Raw genomic sequence first — 16,380 nt, 5'->3', positions numbered from 1 at the left:
ATGATGGCAATTAGATATCAATTCGGTGCCCGGCCTCGGCTGAACTGGCGGCCCAGGTCGCCCAGTTCCTGGCCAGCGGCGGCCAGATCGAAGAAGCGGCGCCGATCGGTTACAAGCCCAGGCCAATCGCCTACAGCTACCAAGCGCTTGGGCGTCGCTATCCACATCGTCGAGCCGTTCGACGGCGACACCGGGCCATACACCTACATGCCTACCGGTGAGCGGCGGGCGAGGTATGCACGCATGAAAAACTCGGTGGCTAAAGATGTTCTCGATGAAATGACGAAGGATGAGCTGGTTGCCTGGATCAGGAACCAGCACTTTTTCCGCCCCATACCACAGTCGTGATGACCGAGCAGTACATCCGCAACCGCAAAGGCAAGAAAGTCTCACCAACGAAGTGATTTGCGGGCCAGTTGTTTTATTACCGACCGGAAACAAACAAGGGCTTGCATCAGCTTTCGCCCGCAAACCCTTGATTTTAGATGGTGCCCGAAGCCGGAATCGAACCGGCACGCCCTTACGAGCGGGGGATTTTAAGTCCCATGCGTCTACCAGTTTCGCCATTCGGGCGGTAGCGCTATGCAGCAGGCCAAGCAGCGTTAAAAGCCCTTGAGCGTTGCAGCAGGCTAGGGAATATATAGATCCAGCCCCCTCGATGCAAGGTCGGGTGCGGGCTTTTTCAAACAATCAAGCGGCGCCCTGGCAAACAAAAAAGCTCGCCAGATCAGTCATCTACAGATTTTGCAGGCGGGAGTGGGCAATGGCGATACCGACCGCTTCACCAGGTACCGCACCCGTGCCCCACGTGCATCAGGAAAAATAAGTCATTACCGCAATAACCACTGAAACCCAAACCAGGGTCATCAAAAACGACAGCGCAGCCAATGTCTTGCCCATTTGCCTACTCGCCCCGATGAAATCACTTCAAGGAACCCTCCCAGCGCCGCTTGAGAATAGCCACGCACGACGCAGTTCGCCTTCAACCTCCCACGAAAATCGTGGATACGATACTCCCCGCAAAAGGTTAGTTCCTTCAGCAGTCCCGCCCACAAGTTACTGAGCCGCGGTTTATTCCCTGATACCCCAAAATGATCATCCCCGGCTTTCCTGCTCCTGCGGCGCCCCGGCCCATCTGATACGCTTTTTTCTTCTGCATCTGCCCCTGTATCGAAAACCGCCCTGCCCTGACAATACTCCCACTCCCGACACGCCCGTGGAGCCCGGCAGGAACCGTCCTGCCGGCCCGTTCATTTCGGAGGCCTTATGGCTAAGATGGCATTTTTCCTGTTCGGTTTTCTTGCGCTGACCATCGCAATTGGTCTGCTGGCCACCATCTCACCGGTCTAGGATCCATGGCCTGCTGACGCAAGCCGCTGGAGGTCAGAGGGCGTGTCAGCCGGCAAAAAACATCGGATACAACGACAGCACCAACAGCCCCGCCATCGACCAGTTGAACACCCGCAACCAGCGTGGCTCGCGCAGTACATTGCGCAAGCCGCTGCCACAGCCGGCCCATACGCAAACACTGGGCAAGTTCACCAGGGCAAACACGGCGGCAATCAACAGCACGTTGGTGACATAACCCTCGGCAGGCGTGTAGGTGGTGATCGCGCCCAGCGCCATGACCCAGGCCTTGGGGTTGACCCACTGGAAGGCCGCCGCGCCAAGAAACGTCATGGGTTTGCGCTTGTCATCGGCGTCATCGGACATCGCGCTGGAGGTTGCAATCTTCCACGCCAGGTACAGCAAATACGCCGCCCCCACATAACGCAATACGATGTAGGCCCACGGCAATGCCTTGAACACTTCGCCCAAACCCAAGCCCACGGCGATCACCAACAACATGAAGCCAATGCTGATCCCCAGTGCATGGGGGATCGAGCGAATAAAACCGAAGTTCACCCCGGACGCCAGCAACATGGTGTTATTGGGACCAGGGGTGATTGAGGACACAAAGGCGAACAGCGCGAAGGCTGAAAGCAGGCTTGAAGACATGAGCATGGCGCGACATCCGAACGAGTACTGTGGCCGTGACAGTAGAACGTTGCGCCAGCCTGCGCCCCGTACAGCTACGGGTAGATACGGTCATACACTTCGCCAGGCCTGCCAACAAGCGCCCTCCAACCAAACTGCCATTGGTTTGCCTTCATTGATCGGTATACTTGCGCCCTTCTCTGCACACTGTGCTGAACACATCCTGAAAGGACACTCGATGAGCAACTACCTCGACCGCGCGCTGACGGGCCTGCGGACCCTGGGCATCAATCTTCTGCAGCCGGTTCCAGATGCACCGGTACTGGTATTGCTGGACCGCGTGGCCCAGTACGACACCGCCAAAGTCACCGCTATCGCTGCCGTGCTGCAACAGTCGACCACCTTTAACAGCGTGGTTCGCGAGCAGATCGCCGGCATGGATATCTCCACGCGCTTCATGGACATCACCCAGAGCTTCACCTCGATTCGCGAAGACGCTGCGGCCATGGCGGGCTGGATGGATGATGGGCGCCTGGATACGCTGGAGAAGCTCAAGCTGAGCTGGATGAACCTGCGTCGTGGCTCGATCCCCAGCCGCTTCAGCGAGATCCGTGAAAACTACCTGCAGGTGTGCAAGTCGGCCAATGACCAGATCTCCCGGGAAACGGTGATTCTGGAAGCCTACCTGGATTTTCGCATGGCCATGAAAGCGGCCGAGGTCGATGCCCAACAAGTGCTCGCCCTGGCCGGCCAGGTCCTGGAGCAGCGTACCCAGGCCTTGAACGAGGCCAACGCCCAAGTCACGGCTGCCGAAACCCTGGCGCCGGCCGAACGCGCGGCCTTGGAATTGCGCCGTGACGAAGCCGTACGCGCGCTGCAGGACGAAGACAAGCGCTACCAGATCGTCAAGGACATCGCCGATGACCTGAAGGTCGGCTACAACACGGCCGAAATGGTCTTCGCCCGGATCAACCAGGTGCATGTGATCAAGGAGCGCCAGTACCAGCGCATGGTCTCGTTCTTCTCTACCAACGAAGTGGTGTTGACCGGCCTCGCGGTGTCGTTCACCAGCAACAGTGGACTGGCCGAAGCCACCAACACGCTGAATGCCACCACCGACGGCATCAGCAAGGGCCTTGAAGCCCTGGGCAGCACCGGCAACACCCAATTGGAAGCAGCGGTCAAGGCCAGCTATGGCTCCACCATCAAGGTCGACTCGGTGCGCGCCCTGGCCGACGCCACCCTGAGTTTCCAGACGGACATGCACGGCCTGACGGAAACCTACCGCGCTGAATCCAGCAACGCATCCCGTGACATCGCCGAAGCCGTCGAAGAGGCCAAACGCAAGTTCGCCGCATTGCTGACCAAGGCCGCTTGATGAGCGACATTCTTCTCTCCGAGCAACTCGGCGCGATGGCGCTGGTGGATCAACTGCGCCACCAGCAGATGGCGGTGGAAAAGGACTTGAGCCTGCCCCAACGCCGCGCAGAAGTGGCGGCGCGCATCCGCGAGTATTACCAGAACAACGGCATTCAATTTACCGAAGCGCAGATCGATCAGGGCGTGCGCGAATTCTTTTCCAAACGCCTGGTGTTCGAGGCCCCGGAACTGAGTGCGCTTGACCGCTTCTGGAGCAAAGTATTGCTCAGGCGGCATCGCGGCATACTCGTCATCCAGCTCATTGCGGTCACCTTGCTGGTGGTGCAATGCAGCCGGGTGATGGTCGCCAGACATGAGATCCAAGAGGCTCAAAGAGCGGCCATCGCCGTCGAGACGAACGCGGCACAAAAACAATCAGACATCGCCCACCTGAAGGCTCGGCTGAGCGCCGTGCAGCAGGACCCGGCCTATATTGAGGGCGGCGACCTGTTCAGTGCCCTGCCCCGCCTGAATACCAAGGCCGAACATGCCCTGGCCATGGTCGATACCTCCGGGGTCGATTACGCCAGTGAGCAGATCGGCGTGCTGGAGGCGTTTTTAGCCAAGGTCAAGGCAGTCCAGCCGATGACCGACCAGCTCAACGAGTTGACCCGCAAAGTCGCCGACATTCACCTGCCCGCCGCCGACAGTAAAGCGACGCGGGGCATGCAGGCCGAACTGGTCATGATCAAAGACCTCATCGGGAAATTCGAGATCGAAAAAGCCGGCGGCCAACTCAGGGCCCTGCGTGCCAACACCGAACTGATCCCCAAGGAGGTGACCATTCGGGTTGTCGACCGGCCCGGCACGCCGTCCGGTGTCGAGCGCTGCTACGACAAGGCGCTGTGTAATTCCAATCCTGGTTCGACCCAGGGCAAGAGCTGGTATTTGGTTGTCGAAGCCGTCGACCTGTCGGACAGACCGGTTCCACTGCCCACCGTCAGCAGTGAGACCGGCACCGGCGCGTGGGCCAGCCAGTTCGCTGTGCGGGTACCGCAGGCCGAATACCTGAAGGTCAAGGCCGACAAACTCGACGACGGCCACCTGACCCACCGTGTAGTCGGCCGCAAGCCAGCCGGCAGGATGGAAGTCACCTACTTGAGCCAACGGACCACCGACCCGCTCGAAACGATATTGGAGTGGTGAAGACATGACGCCTGACACCCTGATCGGCATCACCGAACGTAACTCCCGCAACGCCGAGCTGAGGATTCGCACGGCCGAGCAACACCTGTCTGAACTGCTCGGCGAGCAACTGGCGCTGGAGCAGGACATTACCCAGCGCCTGGGTAAAATCGCGGCCCTGCACCTGGACCAGGGCAACACGCAGAACGAGCAAGTCGCCGCCGCCCTGAACCTGCGCCAACAGTCCCAGGACCTGCTCCACCAGCAACTGCGCGACGCTGAGCAGACCGTGGCCCAGGCGCTGGCGGGCAAGGAAAAACTGCAAGCGCGAGCCGACACCCTCGACCAGCAAGCCCGGCAATCCCTGGAACAAAACCCCGACTACGCCCGCCAGGTCGAGCAACTGGACCTGGCCCAGGCCGCCCACCGAGAACACGTCAGCGGTTATGAAGACTTGCGCCAGGAGTGCGCACTGAAGCGTCCGACCTTTGATACCAACCTGGTCTACGTCTACCTGCGCGGACACGCCTTCGGCACCGACCAATACCGGCGCAACCGCCTGAACCGCTGGATGGACAACTGGCTGGCGACTAAGGTGAACTACCTCGCCAACCGCAAGAACGAGCTGAGCCTGATCGCCCTTGGTGAGCGAAACGAGGCCTTGCAGGCCGAGCGCATCGCCCTGATCAGCACCTTGAGTGCCAGCGTCGATGCGCAACTGGCTCAGGCACGTGACCAGTTGGGACAGGCCTCAATTCAACCCGAGCTCGACACCCTGCAACGCGTAGTCGACAACGCCAAGCGCCAGGCCAATGCCATCCAGGAAAAACTCGGCAGCTACTCACGCAACGAAGACCCGCAGTACCAGCGCGCACGCCAGTTGCTCACTGACCAGTTGAAAACCCGCAGCATCGGCGAATTGATCGACCTGGCCAGCCACACCCCGGACGACGCCGACGACCTGATCGTCGAGCAACTGCAAACCCTGAACCTGCGCTTGAAAGCGGTGGTACAGCAACTGGCGGATACCCAGGAAGAGGCCGTGGTACACCAGAACAGCTACCAGCGTGCCAAAGACCTGGAGCGCAAAGTTCGCAACGATGCGTTTACCGGCCGCGATGTTTATTTTGACCTGTCGACTGACTTCGAGCGTCTGGTAGAGAGCTACATGACCCAGGGTGCAACCCTTGGCCAGGTTGTGGATGTGCTTAGCCGGGGCCTTAAAATCGTGCGCCGCAGTCAGGTAGCGGCAGGGGCGACGCGAGGCTATGTCAGCGCATCGATCAGCCCTGTCGTCCTTGGCGTCGCCACCGTCGAAAGCAGCAATAACAACACGGCCAGCTTTTCGACGTCAGGCAGTACAGGCGGCGGCAGCTTCAGGACGACCGACAGCTTCTAGCCTGGCGCGAAGCAAATCCGGGACTTCCTCGTTGCTAGCTGTCAGACAACGAGGAAGTGATCTGCGCAATCGCATCCTGATCCAGCCCGTCCAGCGTGCGGTAGTGGTTGATGATCAACGTCTCCTTGTCACTCAGGGTGGCCTGGTTGATAACCGCCCTTTCCCCCGTCAACACGTAAAGCACGTCCACGCCTTTATGCCGGATGGCAATCAGGTAATCGGACTTGGGCGCCCGCGCGCCACTTTCGTAGTGCACCTGAGCATTCGCACCCACACCGCCAATCGCACCAAACTCCTGTTGGGAGAGCCCCAGGATCTTGCGTTCCTCTTTCAGGCGGGTGCCGAGTTTATCGTCCATGGCGGGTACCTCAATAAACGTGTTTAACACCCACCATACGCTTATGCGCAGGAGCGGGGTCTATTCATTCGGGTGGCTACCTATTGCGTGCGCACGAAGGCGAACATATGCGGCACGTAATCGGCCTTGCCGAGCGGCACACCGTTATGGCGAAGGATGTTATAGGCGGTCATCAGGTGAAAATAGAACTGTGGAATGGCCCAATTGACCGCGTATTCGTAGGCAGTCATGTCGAAAATAGTACCGTCGGGAAGTTCTATCGAGATAGCGCGCTCGCTGCTGTCGATGAGTTCGCGATCTGCCGAGGCAAGGGCTTGCAGGGTTTGCTCGACCAACCCACGTGCCTCGCTCAGGGTTGCGGGTGTGCTCAGAACCGGCAGCGGTTGATGGGTGAGACGCTGGACCGATTCCTGGGCCTGGGTGCACACAAACCGGATTTGCGTTGCGAGGGTGTGCATGTCGGGCGCCAGCCGCGCGCTCAGCAGGTTTCGCGGGTCATAGCCCAACTCGCCGGCATGCGCCTCGCCTTTGGACAAAAGCCCCTTGAGCGAGCGCAACATCTGCGCAAAGCAAGGGACGGTGATTACATAGGTCGACATCGTTCTTCCTTGACTGGATGCTGAGCGTGGGAGCATGCCATGGGCACGGTCTGCGCGGCTAGCCGGCAAGCTTCATGCAGCTTCACGTGACGTCAGCGGCGAGCCGACTTACCTTGGCCACCCGCCCCTCTTACTGGTGTAGAGCGTGCTAAAGATCGCCACCCTTGCCGCCGGTTTTATCTGCTTGTCGATGCTGCCTGCTGCCCAGGCGAGTGATGGGTTCTACGTCAACCCGCAGTCCACCGCCGCACAGTGGGTCCAGCAGCACCCCGATACGCCTGCCACTGCAAGCATCCGCTCAACCATTGCCGAGGTGCCCAGTGCCCTGTGGCTGACCGGCACCAGCCAGGCCATAGGAACGCTGGCCGAGCGCGTCAATCGCTATGTAACCGCTGCCGCCAGGGCTGATAAAACACCGATTTTGGTGGCCTATAACCTGCCCCACCGCGACTGCAGCGGTGGCGCCTCGAAGGGTGGCGCACCGGCAGCGGCGGAGTACCGGGGCTGGATAGACCAACTGATCAAAGGCATTGGAGACCAGCCGGCGCTGGTTATCTTGGAGCCGGACGCACTGGCAGACCTGCAGTGCCTGGACAAGAACAAGCGCGCCGAGCGGCTGGGGCTAATCAATTACGCCGTATCGGGGTTCAACCAGCGCGCACGCCATGCCGATGTTTATCTGGACGCTGGCAATCCAGGCTGGAAATCCCCAGGCGCCATGGCCGATGCGTTGAATGCAGCCGGTGTGAAACAGATCCGGGGGTTTGCCCTGAATATCGCCAACTTCTACACCCTCGCCCAGGTGCGCAGTTATGGTGATGCCATCAATGCCAGGTTGTTAAGCGAATACGCCTATACAAAAGCCGTGGCGGTGGATACCAGCCGCAACGGCAATGGTGCGAATCCTGGAGACTGGTGCAACCCGGTGGGGCGCAGACTGGGCATGCCACCGCAAGTGCTTTCGCCACGGTTGGTTGCCCTATGGATCAAACTCCCGGGCAATTCGGACGGTGCGTCTTCGACGAAAACCGATTGTCATGAAGGCCCGGCGGCAGGCACCTTCAGTGCCGAACTGGCACTTCGCCTGATTGATGGACACTAACGGCGAATGAGCCTTGCATCACCTGGACTCATTGCTCAGGATAGCGCTCTTGAGCTGAACATCGGCAGGGAAGCAGCAGGTTACCGAGGCCGACAACACATGACACTCCATGAAGATAGCCCGCTGCACATAGAGGTGTGCCAGCGCCAGAAACACCTCTGGTTCTGGCTCCCAATTGGTCTTTTGATGGTTTTCTTGACGGTTACCTCGACGATTTTCCTGGGTACAAATCCGCCGGAATGGATGTTTGTCGCACTCAACTTTGGCTGGGCAATCGTCGCGCTGACACTGCTGGTGAAGCTATCGGGTGTTTGTTGCGCCAAGTGAAGCACCCAGGCGTTTCAGCTTGCATCGCGCATCACTCGGGCTCGTGCCCTCACCTTGATACGTCGTCAATGCCAGAAAACAACGTGAAACAACTCACATTTATGGAGTTTCACGGTTGAAGGTCAAAATTTGACCAAATATATTTCGCCCCACCCGAGCGCTCACCTCTATACGGATATTGTTCTGCGCCTGCTCGGGCCCCCGGAGATGCGCAGGCAATAAAACATTGAGGTTTGCCATGCGTCTTTCCAAACTCGCCCCAGCCGCCGCCCTGTTCAGCCTGTTCACTTTGCCCGCCCACGCCGCCGACCTGTCTGCCCTCACCGGTGCCCTGTCATCTGCCTTGGGGGGTGCCGGCAACAGCAACAACACCGTCAACGCCAACAGTGCCTCCTGCCAGCAACAGATCCGCGACCTGCAGACCAATATCAATGCGGCCAATGCCAAGGGCGATACGTTGCGCGCGACCGCGTTCCAGGCAGCACTGACACAAACCAACAAGAGCTGCAGCAACAGCACCTACAACACCCAGGCACAAGTGGACACTAACCCTCAGCGCCAGCAAAACGTGAATAAGGCTGCGGACGCAATCAACGCAATTGGTGGCCTGTTCAAGTAACTCGAGCTGCCCGGCAGAAAGCCCGCGCTTGCGGGCTTTTTCTGCATCGCACTGTCCAGGTAAATCAGTCCCCTTTACCCCAGGCGACACGCCCCATACTCAAAACGTCAGCGTGACCGCAATCGTGTCGGTATAAGTGCCGGCCGGCAAACCCACCTTGCCTGGGGATTTACCGTAAATATTCACGGTTTGCGCAACCCCGGTGCTGGCCGCCAGATTGATAGTGCCGTTGTTGGCAAGAATTTGCGTGTGGGCGGCGTCGGTGTAGATGTCATAGGGCGCAAAGTGGCCGGCACCGTCTGCCAGGGCACGCGTTCCACCGGTGGATTTGCCATCATTGGCGCCGGACGTGATGGTCAATACCGGCGAAGTACCCGCCGAGCATTGAATAGACAAAGGCGCCCCGCCGCCGCCCAGCACTTGCCCATCAGCCTCTGTATACAGGGTGTTGGCGGTACCAAAGTTCAACGCACCGAAATTCAAGCCTGTGGTGCCTCCCACGCCGTTGACCAGGCAACTGTTGATCAATATCAGCGACGCACTGATTTGACCGGTGACGGTGGTCGCGGCCTGCGAGCCGGACACCCAGGCCAGTGTCGTCAACGCCAGTAAGACTCTTGGGATAAGTCCATTCATGAAGCTCTCCTTATGACTTGCCAACCCAGCGCGCCGGTTCAGGTCCCTGAGGTAGACCCTTGACACTTGTACAAGGATGGCCGTTGCTTAGAAGGTTAGTCAGTCAAAAGGAAACTGCCAGCCCGAGGCCAATCGCTTTCACTTGCGGGAGGTTGCCTGGAGAGCTTTTCGGCCTTGTACCCGCAGGAATCACTGGCCAGTTTTCGCTCCGTCGCTGCACGTCAGCGAACGGGTATCGGAACCGGAAATTACAGGTACCTCCCTATCGATGATAAGACTTCCGGTAGGTTGTGGGGCTCACGCCCACGATCGAGAAAAAGTGCTGACGTAACGACAGGCTTGTACCAAACCCGCAAGCGTCAGCGATCGATTCGACGCTGTGGTCGGTTGTTTCAAGTTGCAGTTGGACGGCCTTGATTCGCTCATTCGTGAGCCACTTTCCAAACGTCGAGCCGGTCAGTTGCTTGAAGTGCCGGGTGAAACTGCGTCGACTCATCGCCAGCCTCGTCGCCACTTGATCGATTGACAACGGTTGTTCCAGGTTTGCCCGAAGCCAGTCCAGCAACTGGCCGAGACGCTGGTCGCTTGCGCCTTGAGGAACAGGCTGGCTGATGAACTGGGCCTGGCCTCCGTCGCGATGGGGGGAAACCAGCAGTTGACGCGCCAACGCGTTGGCAACCCCCCGCCCATAGATCCGCCTGACGATATGAATACAGCAATCGAGCCCTGCGGCCACGCCTGCAGAGGTCAGGATTTGCTGCGCCTCGACATAGAGCACTTTGGGGTCCACTTCAATGCGTGGGAAATCTCGCGCCAGATGCGCCGCCCACGCCCAGTGCGTGGTAGCCCGCTTGTCGCACAGCAGGCCCGCATGGGCAAGCACGAACGCCCCCAGGCACAGGCCGACCACCAGCGCGCCTCGTTCATGGGCTGCCTGAAGCGTTTCGAGGAGTGCGCTCGCCGGCCTTTCGGTGACGTCCCGCCAGCTGGGAATGATGACGATGTCAGCTCCTGCAACCTGGTCCAAACCATGGTCACAGTGGATCGCGAAACCGGCGTTGGTAACCAGCGCCCCCTCTTCGCCCGCGCAGACCACCAATTCAAACCAGGGCGAATCCCCCACTCGGCGATCTTTACCAAATACGAGGCACGGCACAGAAAGGTGAAAGGGGCTGATGCCGTTAAAGGCGATGACTGCAACTTTCACACTTTTTTTCATAGGGCGGGCCTGATCGAGATTGGCCCGATTCTAATGAAAAATGGTCATTGGGCCAATGGTGTGAGTTCCCGGATGCGTTCACTCTGATCGCAGCTGCATTTCACCGGGAAATGCGCAAATCAGAGCTCAGGGCCTCAATGAACATCGCCACCTTTTGCACGCTGGGAGCACTTATGACCACTCTTTCGATGACCGCACCGGGACACGCCAGCGAACCGGTGCCGTCCGTCCCCTATACCACCGAGTCCACTGGCTATCATTGGTCCAGCGTGGACGGCGTGAGGGTTTTCTATCGCGAGGCCGGCCCCAGGGACGCGCCGACCCTGGTGCTGCTCCATGGCTACCCTTCGTCCTCGCGCATGTGGGATTCGCTGATCCCGCTGCTTGCTGACCGGTATCACGTGATCGCACCCGACTACCCCGGGTTCGGCAGAAGCGACGCGCCCTCGGCCGCGACCTACACCTACACGTTTGACCATCTGGCCGACACCATGAGCAAGCTGCTCACGCAATTGCAAATCCATGAATACACCCTGTTTATGCAGGACTACGGCGGCCCGGTAGGCTTTCGGATGATCCTCAACGCGCCGCAAAAACTGCACGGCATCATCATCCAGAACGCCAATGCCTATGACGAAGGCCTGGGTGCCAAGTGGGCGAACATCGCCAAGTACTGGAAGGCTCCCGCCGAACATCCCGAACAAGTCGATGGGTTCACGGGGTACGAAGGCACGAAGCAGCGCCACCTGGGCACCAGCCCTCATCCCGAGCGTTACAACCCTGATGCCTGGGAAGACGAGTTTGCCGCCTTATCCCGTCCGGGCCAGCGGGCGATACAGTCGGCGTTGTTGCTGGACTACCGAAACAACGTCGCCTCTTACCCTAAATGGCAGCAATGGTTGAAAGACAATCAACCGCCCATGTTGGTCATGTGGGGAAAATACGACCCGTCGTTCATTGTGCCGGGAGCCATGCGCTACAAGGATGATGTGCCGGGGGCCGAGGTTCATATTCTGGACGCGGGGCATTTCGCGCTCGATGAAAAAACCGAGCAGATCGCCAGCCTGACGCGTCAGTTCATGGCGCGTATCACCGCCGGTAAATAGTAAAGAGTGGGAGGCCCGCGCCCGACTGATCGTCGGGTAACCCTGCAGTTCGTCGCCTCAAGCATTCCACTTCACCCAATCTCGAATATTGTATACACATACAGCACTCGAAATACCTCCTATGAATATCGACGAAGACACCTGCGGGTGGCTTGGCATCCCCACGCCTCTCGAAATGCACAAACAACATGCCCGGCTGCTCGAGAACGAGATCCAGGAACTGAACCTGCAACTGCGCAAGGCCCGGGCGGATATCTTCGGCCTAGTCGCGATGCTGACAGAAGCACAGGCAAAGAACGAAGAGTTTGCCGGATACCTCAGGCTGCGCGGTGCCGAAGCTGCAGCGATGAGGAAGCAGATCGCCAACCTCACCACTTCAGATCGACTCAGCACGCGCGAGGCCGAGAGGCTGCGCAGTGTGCTGAACGAACTGATGTCTCACCCGAAAACCATTGTCTAAGCTCAGGTTTCAGGTTGAGGGCTTGGCCATGTGCGGAAGACTTTCCCAGTACAGCGGCATTCACGACTTCGTCGCGGCGCTGAGCATGCCCAATGCCCTGGCGAACTCCGTGGGTGAGTTGCCGCTGGGAGAAAATCGACCTGCAACCGAGTGGAAGCTGACGCTGTTGATGACGGCGCGGAGGATCGCGCCAATCATCGTTTGGCTGAACGCAAACGCAGCCAAACCATCCCGACCAGCCCCAACGGCACCCCCAGGCTGAGCCATGAAAGCAGGTCATAGACGCCGTCACCAATCAGCGCCGAGAGCAATCCGAACAGGCTTAGAACAAAGAGCAACAGCGGCCAGCGAAAGATCATCCACAGTCCGCGCCTCATGATCGGCCCCCCATTTCCGGCCCGCTGGCATGCAATTCATCCAAGCGTTTTTGCAACGGTACCTTGCGACGGCTCAGCCACAGGTAGAGCCCACTGCCGAGGATGACGATGCTGATGAGATCGAGCAGCGTCCAGATGATCTTCAGCGGCACACCACCGTAATCACCAAAATGCAGCGGCTGCGAAACCAGCAAGGTTTTCACGTACAACGGCATCTCACGCATGTCGGTCAGCTCGCCGGTACTCGCATCCACCAGGGCCGGCTTGAGCAATCGCGCAGTGAGCGGCGTGGTGCCGCGCATGAACACTGCGTAATGGTGCTGGCTGCTGAACTGAGTACCGGGAAAGGCGATGAAGCTGGGCTCCATGCCTGGCGCCGCCTTACGCGCGGTATCCAGCGCTTTTTGCAACGACCCGAGGCGCTCCAGCGGCGGCGCATCCTTGTAGGGCGCGGTCATCTGCGCCAACTGGTCACTCTGCCAAAAGTCGAAAATGGGCAATGCCAGCGTATTGATCACGCCCGTCAGCCCCACCACCAACACCCAGGCGAGGGTGACGATGCCGAGCACGTTATGCAGGTCCAGCCACTTCAAGCGTGAACTGCGCCCGTTGCGCACGGTGGCGAAGTCCAGCTTGCGCATGAACGGTGTGTACACCACCACGCCGGACACCAGCGCCGCGACCAACAGCAGCCCCATGAAACCGAGGAACAGATAACCGGGCAACCCCATGAATAAATCGGTATGCAGGCGCAACATCAGGTTCATGAACCCTTCGTCTGGCGGCACCGCAGGAAATAACTCGCCAGTGCGTGTATCGAACGACTGCGAATGCCCCTCGATCGGTGGCGGCATAATGCTCGTTGCCGTGTACACCGTACCGAGCGGACTTTCCGGATCGAAACCGACAAAACGCACGACCTCCCCCGGCTGCGCCACCAATGCACTGGCAATGACGGTGTCGTAGTCGATTCGTGGTGTATCGGCGGTCAGCGGGCGCAGGGGCGGCGGCGGCTCGAAGTAGTGCTCAATCTCTTCATGAAAGATCAGTGGCAGCCCCGTCAGGCACAGCAACAACAGGAAAACGGTAGCGATCAGGCTGGTCCATTTGTGGACCAGAAACCAGATACGCAAGGTGCGTGCAGTCATGCTCGGTGGTTTTCCTTAAAGCGCCAGGCTCGCCGCGCGTCACGGGGCACAGCGAGCCCCCAGGCGGTATCAGTATTTCCAGGTAACAGACGCTACCAGGTTACGCGGGGCGCCGTAGCTGGCGGTCGTGGCACTGTTGTACAGCGATAGCAGGTATTTGCGATCGGTGACGTTGTTCAGGTTCAGCGACGTGCTCCAGTTGCTGTCGATGTCATAGCTGGCCATGAAATCGAGCAACGCGTAGGCGTTCTGGTGGATGGCACTGTTCGTGTCGTTTTCCACTGCACTCTGCCAGCTTACCCGTGTACCGATCTTGGCTTGGGGCAAACTTGGCAAGCGATAGGTGAGCATGCCGCGCACGCTATGAGTTGGCACATACTTACGGGCCTTGTCGCCATCGTCGTTGTCGATGCGCACGTAGGTATACCCGGCGAGCACGTCCAGGCCGGGTAGCGCTTCGCCAGAGGCTTGCAGCTCTACTCCGTGACTCTTGTAATCCATGGGGTCGTAAACGGACCGGCCACCCACCAGGCCGACATACTCCGCGACATTCTGCTGTTCGGTCTTGAACGCCGCGGCGGTGACGTTGAGGCGGTCATCCAGCAAGCTGCCCTTCACACCGGCTTCCATGCTTTTGCCTTCAAGCGGAGCAAGCAGTTTGCCGTCCCTGCCCAGGTTGTACTGAGCGCTGTAGATTTTCGTCCAGCTGCCATACACGCTCCACTGCTTGTCCAAGTCGTAGACCAGGCCGGTGTAAGGCGTCACCTTGCCATGTGCGCGGGTGTAGTAGTCGGAACCATAGCTGTCGCCGGAAGCGTCCAGGCTGATCATCCGCGCGCCGGCGATCCAGTGAAGATCATCGGCCAGACTGAATCGGGCACCGGCGTACACGCTTTTCTGAGTGTCCGTGAAATTCTGCGTATTGGCGTCGCTGGTAAACAGGAACGACGGATGCGCCAGATTGCCCGCCAGCACATCCGAGAATGAAACGTCGTAGTAGCCATCTGCAGCCGCATCGTATTCCCGGGCCTTCTGATGGGTGCGGCCATAGGCGGCACCGAGGGTCAACTCATGCTCTCGGCCAAACAGGCTGAACGGGCCGGAGACCTTGGCCTCGCCCAGCAACTGATGAGCCTCGCTGGTGGTATTGGCGGCAAACACTGAGGCGTCATCACCGCTGACCCCGGCGACATACATCATGTTGGTGTCTTGCTTTTCGGTGATGCCCGTGGCGGTGACCGTAGCGTTCCAGCCGTTGCCAAAATCATGCTTGAGCTCAGCGAATGTGCGCTGGGTACGCAGGTTCCAATAGGTCCACGGCTGGCCGATGCTGGAGCTGCGGCTGCCATAGTGAATGGCGTTGCCATCGTTATCCACCAACGGCAAGTTACCCCAGGTGCTGCCGTTTGAATTGCTGTCGTGCTGGGAGAAACCCACGGTCACGGTGTCGGCATCGGACACATCGAACGCCAACAGCCCGGCAGCGACGTTGCGCTCATGGCTGTATCGATCCATCCACGAGTTGCCCTTGTCGTGGGAGTAAATGAAGCGGCCGCGTACGTTGCCGGTATCCGTCAACGGGCCGGAAACGTCCACGTCCACACGACGGCCATCCCATGAGCTGACGCTGGTATCGATTTGCGCCTGGAAGGTCTCGGTCGGACGTTTGCGTACGAAATTGACCGTGGCCGACGGGTTGCCAGCCCCGCTCATCAAACCATTGGCGCCATGCAGGATGTCGATCTGCTCGAACTCGGCCAAGTCCTGATCACCGACCAATACGGTTCCCACGAAGGGCATGCCCACGCCATCGTATTCAAAGTTGTTGATATCGAAGCCGCGCGAGGTGAATTCCGTACGATCGGTTTCGGTTTGCTCCACGGTCACCGAGGGCGCAGCACGCAGCGCATCCTTGATGCCCGTGATCTTGAAGTCATCCAGGGCTTGCCGAGTGATGGTGGTCACGGCCTGCGGGGTTTCCTTGTCCGTCAAGCCCAGACGGGTAGTGCTGGACGACGGATTGCTTTTGTAGCCCACGGTTGGACCGTCAATAGGTTCACTACTCGCTTCGATCTGGGTAGTCGGCAACGTCAAGTCTTCGGTGGCGTGAACGAGGGACGCAGCGCTGCAAGCGCCAGCAAGCAACAGACTGGCAGAAAAGTGATGTTTCAAAACGAGGATTCCTACGACGAGTGGGTCAAGCGCGTTAACATTTCGAGAATGCTAATAGGAATCTAACTCAATTACCAAGTTATGTCGGACATTTTTTTCACATTTCGAAACATTTACCGTCGGGTACATTTGGCTACATTTTGGCGTTTCAAAATGAGGAGGTGCGGAACACTGAAGATTCGCCGTTGAGGAGGTTTCGGCCGCGGCTCAGGCCGCGAGATTGAATGAGGGCGACTGATTCTGCACCGAGTGGCTCCGACTCCACATCGAGCCATGTACTACCCAGTAGATTCGTCGGGAGCTGAAGCTGATGAAGCGCGAAGGTCTGTCAGCAACC

Annotated in this window: 17 protein-coding genes, 1 tRNA gene and 1 pseudogene; 10 read left to right on the top strand and 9 right to left on the bottom strand. The window is 59.0% G+C overall.

What is annotated here, in order from left to right:
- The first annotated feature begins 14 nt into the window (after nt 1-14).
- Nucleotides 15-221, top strand: a complete 207-nt coding sequence (locus ACW9I6_RS03405; protein WP_457338903.1) for a hypothetical protein — start codon at nt 15-17, stop codon at nt 219-221.
- A gap of 265 nt (nt 222-486) precedes the next feature.
- On the opposite strand, the gene ACW9I6_RS03400 is transcribed toward ACW9I6_RS03405, so the two are convergent.
- Nucleotides 487-573: transfer RNA gene (locus ACW9I6_RS03400), tRNA-Leu, on the bottom strand.
- An 822-nt stretch (nt 574-1,395) separates the two neighbouring features.
- Entirely contained in the window at nt 1,396-2,004 is a 609-nt protein-coding gene (locus tag ACW9I6_RS03395; protein ID WP_177054302.1) for a LysE family translocator, read from the bottom strand.
- Nucleotides 2,005-2,215: 211 nt separating this feature from the next.
- Between ACW9I6_RS03395 and ACW9I6_RS03390 the strand changes: the two genes are divergently transcribed.
- From ACW9I6_RS03390 to ACW9I6_RS03380, 3 genes are read left to right on the top strand one after another with little or no spacing between them, the layout of a single operon-like run.
- A complete protein-coding gene (locus tag ACW9I6_RS03390) occupies nt 2,216-3,355 on the top strand; it encodes a merozoite surface protein 3b (protein ID WP_102368910.1) in 1,140 nt (379 codons plus the stop codon).
- Nucleotides 3,355-4,542 (top strand): DUF6384 family protein, encoded by a 1,188-nt coding sequence (locus ACW9I6_RS03385; protein ID WP_457338896.1) that lies wholly within the window; start codon nt 3,355-3,357, stop codon nt 4,540-4,542. The genes ACW9I6_RS03390 and ACW9I6_RS03385 overlap by 1 nt, the downstream gene beginning before the upstream one ends.
- A gap of 4 nt (nt 4,543-4,546) precedes the next feature.
- Nucleotides 4,547-5,920 (top strand): coiled-coil domain-containing protein, encoded by a 1,374-nt coding sequence (locus ACW9I6_RS03380; RefSeq protein WP_177008545.1) that lies wholly within the window; start codon nt 4,547-4,549, stop codon nt 5,918-5,920.
- A gap of 34 nt (nt 5,921-5,954) precedes the next feature.
- Here ACW9I6_RS03380 and ACW9I6_RS03375 read toward each other — a convergent pair whose 3' ends face one another.
- Nucleotides 5,955-6,278 (bottom strand): helix-turn-helix domain-containing protein, encoded by a 324-nt coding sequence (locus ACW9I6_RS03375; RefSeq protein WP_087693937.1) that lies wholly within the window; start codon nt 6,276-6,278, stop codon nt 5,955-5,957.
- Between the two features lie 80 nt (nt 6,279-6,358).
- Nucleotides 6,359-6,877: a DUF1993 domain-containing protein gene (locus ACW9I6_RS03370; RefSeq protein WP_214498851.1), complete on the bottom strand. Its 519-nt coding sequence runs from the start codon at nt 6,875-6,877 to the stop codon at nt 6,359-6,361.
- Nucleotides 6,878-7,022: 145 nt separating this feature from the next.
- On the opposite strand from ACW9I6_RS03370, the gene ACW9I6_RS03365 reads away from it, so the two are divergent.
- The 3 genes from ACW9I6_RS03365 (at nt 7,023) to ACW9I6_RS03355 (ending at nt 8,925) form a co-directional block, all read left to right on the top strand.
- Nucleotides 7,023-7,979: a glycoside hydrolase family 6 protein gene (locus ACW9I6_RS03365; protein ID WP_087693938.1), complete on the top strand. Its 957-nt coding sequence runs from the start codon at nt 7,023-7,025 to the stop codon at nt 7,977-7,979.
- Nucleotides 7,980-7,985: 6 nt separating this feature from the next.
- Nucleotides 7,986-8,306 (top strand): hypothetical protein, encoded by a 321-nt coding sequence (locus ACW9I6_RS03360; RefSeq protein ID WP_087693939.1) that lies wholly within the window; start codon nt 7,986-7,988, stop codon nt 8,304-8,306.
- Between the two features lie 238 nt (nt 8,307-8,544).
- A complete protein-coding gene (locus tag ACW9I6_RS03355; protein ID WP_003207691.1) occupies nt 8,545-8,925 on the top strand; it encodes a DUF1090 family protein in 381 nt (126 codons plus the stop codon).
- Nucleotides 8,926-9,024: 99 nt separating this feature from the next.
- Here ACW9I6_RS03355 and ACW9I6_RS03350 read toward each other — a convergent pair whose 3' ends face one another.
- Nucleotides 9,025-9,561: a Csu type fimbrial protein gene (locus ACW9I6_RS03350; protein WP_457338895.1), complete on the bottom strand. Its 537-nt coding sequence runs from the start codon at nt 9,559-9,561 to the stop codon at nt 9,025-9,027.
- A gap of 262 nt (nt 9,562-9,823) precedes the next feature.
- Nucleotides 9,824-10,780: a GlxA family transcriptional regulator gene (locus ACW9I6_RS03345; RefSeq protein ID WP_457338894.1), complete on the bottom strand. Its 957-nt coding sequence runs from the start codon at nt 10,778-10,780 to the stop codon at nt 9,824-9,826.
- A 137-nt stretch (nt 10,781-10,917) separates the two neighbouring features.
- On the opposite strand from ACW9I6_RS03345, the gene ACW9I6_RS03340 reads away from it, so the two are divergent.
- From ACW9I6_RS03340 to ACW9I6_RS03330, 3 genes and pseudogenes are all read left to right on the top strand, one after another.
- Nucleotides 10,918-11,886 (top strand): alpha/beta fold hydrolase, encoded by a 969-nt coding sequence (locus tag ACW9I6_RS03340; RefSeq protein ID WP_457338893.1) that lies wholly within the window; start codon nt 10,918-10,920, stop codon nt 11,884-11,886.
- Between the two features lie 121 nt (nt 11,887-12,007).
- Nucleotides 12,008-12,346: a hypothetical protein gene (locus tag ACW9I6_RS03335; RefSeq protein ID WP_008435088.1), complete on the top strand. Its 339-nt coding sequence runs from the start codon at nt 12,008-12,010 to the stop codon at nt 12,344-12,346.
- A 28-nt stretch (nt 12,347-12,374) separates the two neighbouring features.
- Nucleotides 12,375-12,515 (top strand): annotated as a pseudogene (locus ACW9I6_RS03330) (DUF159 family protein); the annotation flags it as partial.
- Nucleotides 12,516-12,540: 25 nt separating this feature from the next.
- On the opposite strand, the gene ACW9I6_RS03325 reads toward ACW9I6_RS03330, so the two are convergent.
- From ACW9I6_RS03325 to ACW9I6_RS03315, 3 genes are all read right to left on the bottom strand, one after another.
- Nucleotides 12,541-12,723 carry a hypothetical protein gene (locus tag ACW9I6_RS03325; RefSeq protein WP_457338892.1) on the bottom strand — a complete coding sequence of 61 codons (183 nt, stop codon included), beginning with the start codon at nt 12,721-12,723 and terminating at the stop codon, nt 12,541-12,543.
- Nucleotides 12,720-13,871: a PepSY-associated TM helix domain-containing protein gene (locus ACW9I6_RS03320; RefSeq protein WP_177008549.1), complete on the bottom strand. Its 1,152-nt coding sequence runs from the start codon at nt 13,869-13,871 to the stop codon at nt 12,720-12,722. The genes ACW9I6_RS03325 and ACW9I6_RS03320 overlap by 4 nt, the downstream gene beginning before the upstream one ends.
- A 69-nt stretch (nt 13,872-13,940) precedes the next feature.
- Nucleotides 13,941-16,043, bottom strand: a complete 2,103-nt coding sequence (locus tag ACW9I6_RS03315) for a TonB-dependent siderophore receptor (protein WP_003207678.1) — start codon at nt 16,041-16,043, stop codon at nt 13,941-13,943.
- Nucleotides 16,044-16,380: the final 337 nt, after the last annotated feature.

The sequence above is a fragment of the Pseudomonas sp. SDO5522_S412 genome (assembly GCF_054071215.1).
This window is presented reverse-complemented; position numbering and strand designations above follow the sequence as displayed.

What these genes read in the sequence shown, in the direction of transcription:
- ACW9I6_RS03395 (WP_177054302.1), bottom strand. Translation starts at nt 2,004, where the DNA reads ATGCTCATGTCTTCAAGCCTGCTTTCAGCCTTCGCGCTGTTCGCCTTT.
- ACW9I6_RS03390 (WP_102368910.1), top strand. Translation starts at nt 2,216, where the DNA reads ATGAGCAACTACCTCGACCGCGCGCTGACGGGCCTGCGGACCCTGGGC.
- ACW9I6_RS03385 (WP_457338896.1), top strand. Translation starts at nt 3,355, where the DNA reads ATGAGCGACATTCTTCTCTCCGAGCAACTCGGCGCGATGGCGCTGGTG.
- ACW9I6_RS03380 (WP_177008545.1), top strand. Translation starts at nt 4,547, where the DNA reads ATGACGCCTGACACCCTGATCGGCATCACCGAACGTAACTCCCGCAAC.
- ACW9I6_RS03375 (WP_087693937.1), bottom strand. Translation starts at nt 6,278, where the DNA reads ATGGACGATAAACTCGGCACCCGCCTGAAAGAGGAACGCAAGATCCTG.
- ACW9I6_RS03370 (WP_214498851.1), bottom strand. Translation starts at nt 6,877, where the DNA reads ATGTCGACCTATGTAATCACCGTCCCTTGCTTTGCGCAGATGTTGCGC.
- ACW9I6_RS03360 (WP_087693939.1), top strand. Translation starts at nt 7,986, where the DNA reads ATGAGCCTTGCATCACCTGGACTCATTGCTCAGGATAGCGCTCTTGAG.
- ACW9I6_RS03355 (WP_003207691.1), top strand. Translation starts at nt 8,545, where the DNA reads ATGCGTCTTTCCAAACTCGCCCCAGCCGCCGCCCTGTTCAGCCTGTTC.
- ACW9I6_RS03350 (WP_457338895.1), bottom strand. Translation starts at nt 9,561, where the DNA reads ATGAATGGACTTATCCCAAGAGTCTTACTGGCGTTGACGACACTGGCC.
- ACW9I6_RS03345 (WP_457338894.1), bottom strand. Translation starts at nt 10,780, where the DNA reads ATGAAAAAAAGTGTGAAAGTTGCAGTCATCGCCTTTAACGGCATCAGC.
- ACW9I6_RS03340 (WP_457338893.1), top strand. Translation starts at nt 10,918, where the DNA reads ATGAACATCGCCACCTTTTGCACGCTGGGAGCACTTATGACCACTCTT.
- ACW9I6_RS03335 (WP_008435088.1), top strand. Translation starts at nt 12,008, where the DNA reads ATGAATATCGACGAAGACACCTGCGGGTGGCTTGGCATCCCCACGCCT.
- ACW9I6_RS03325 (WP_457338892.1), bottom strand. Translation starts at nt 12,723, where the DNA reads ATGAGGCGCGGACTGTGGATGATCTTTCGCTGGCCGCTGTTGCTCTTT.
- ACW9I6_RS03320 (WP_177008549.1), bottom strand. Translation starts at nt 13,871, where the DNA reads ATGACTGCACGCACCTTGCGTATCTGGTTTCTGGTCCACAAATGGACC.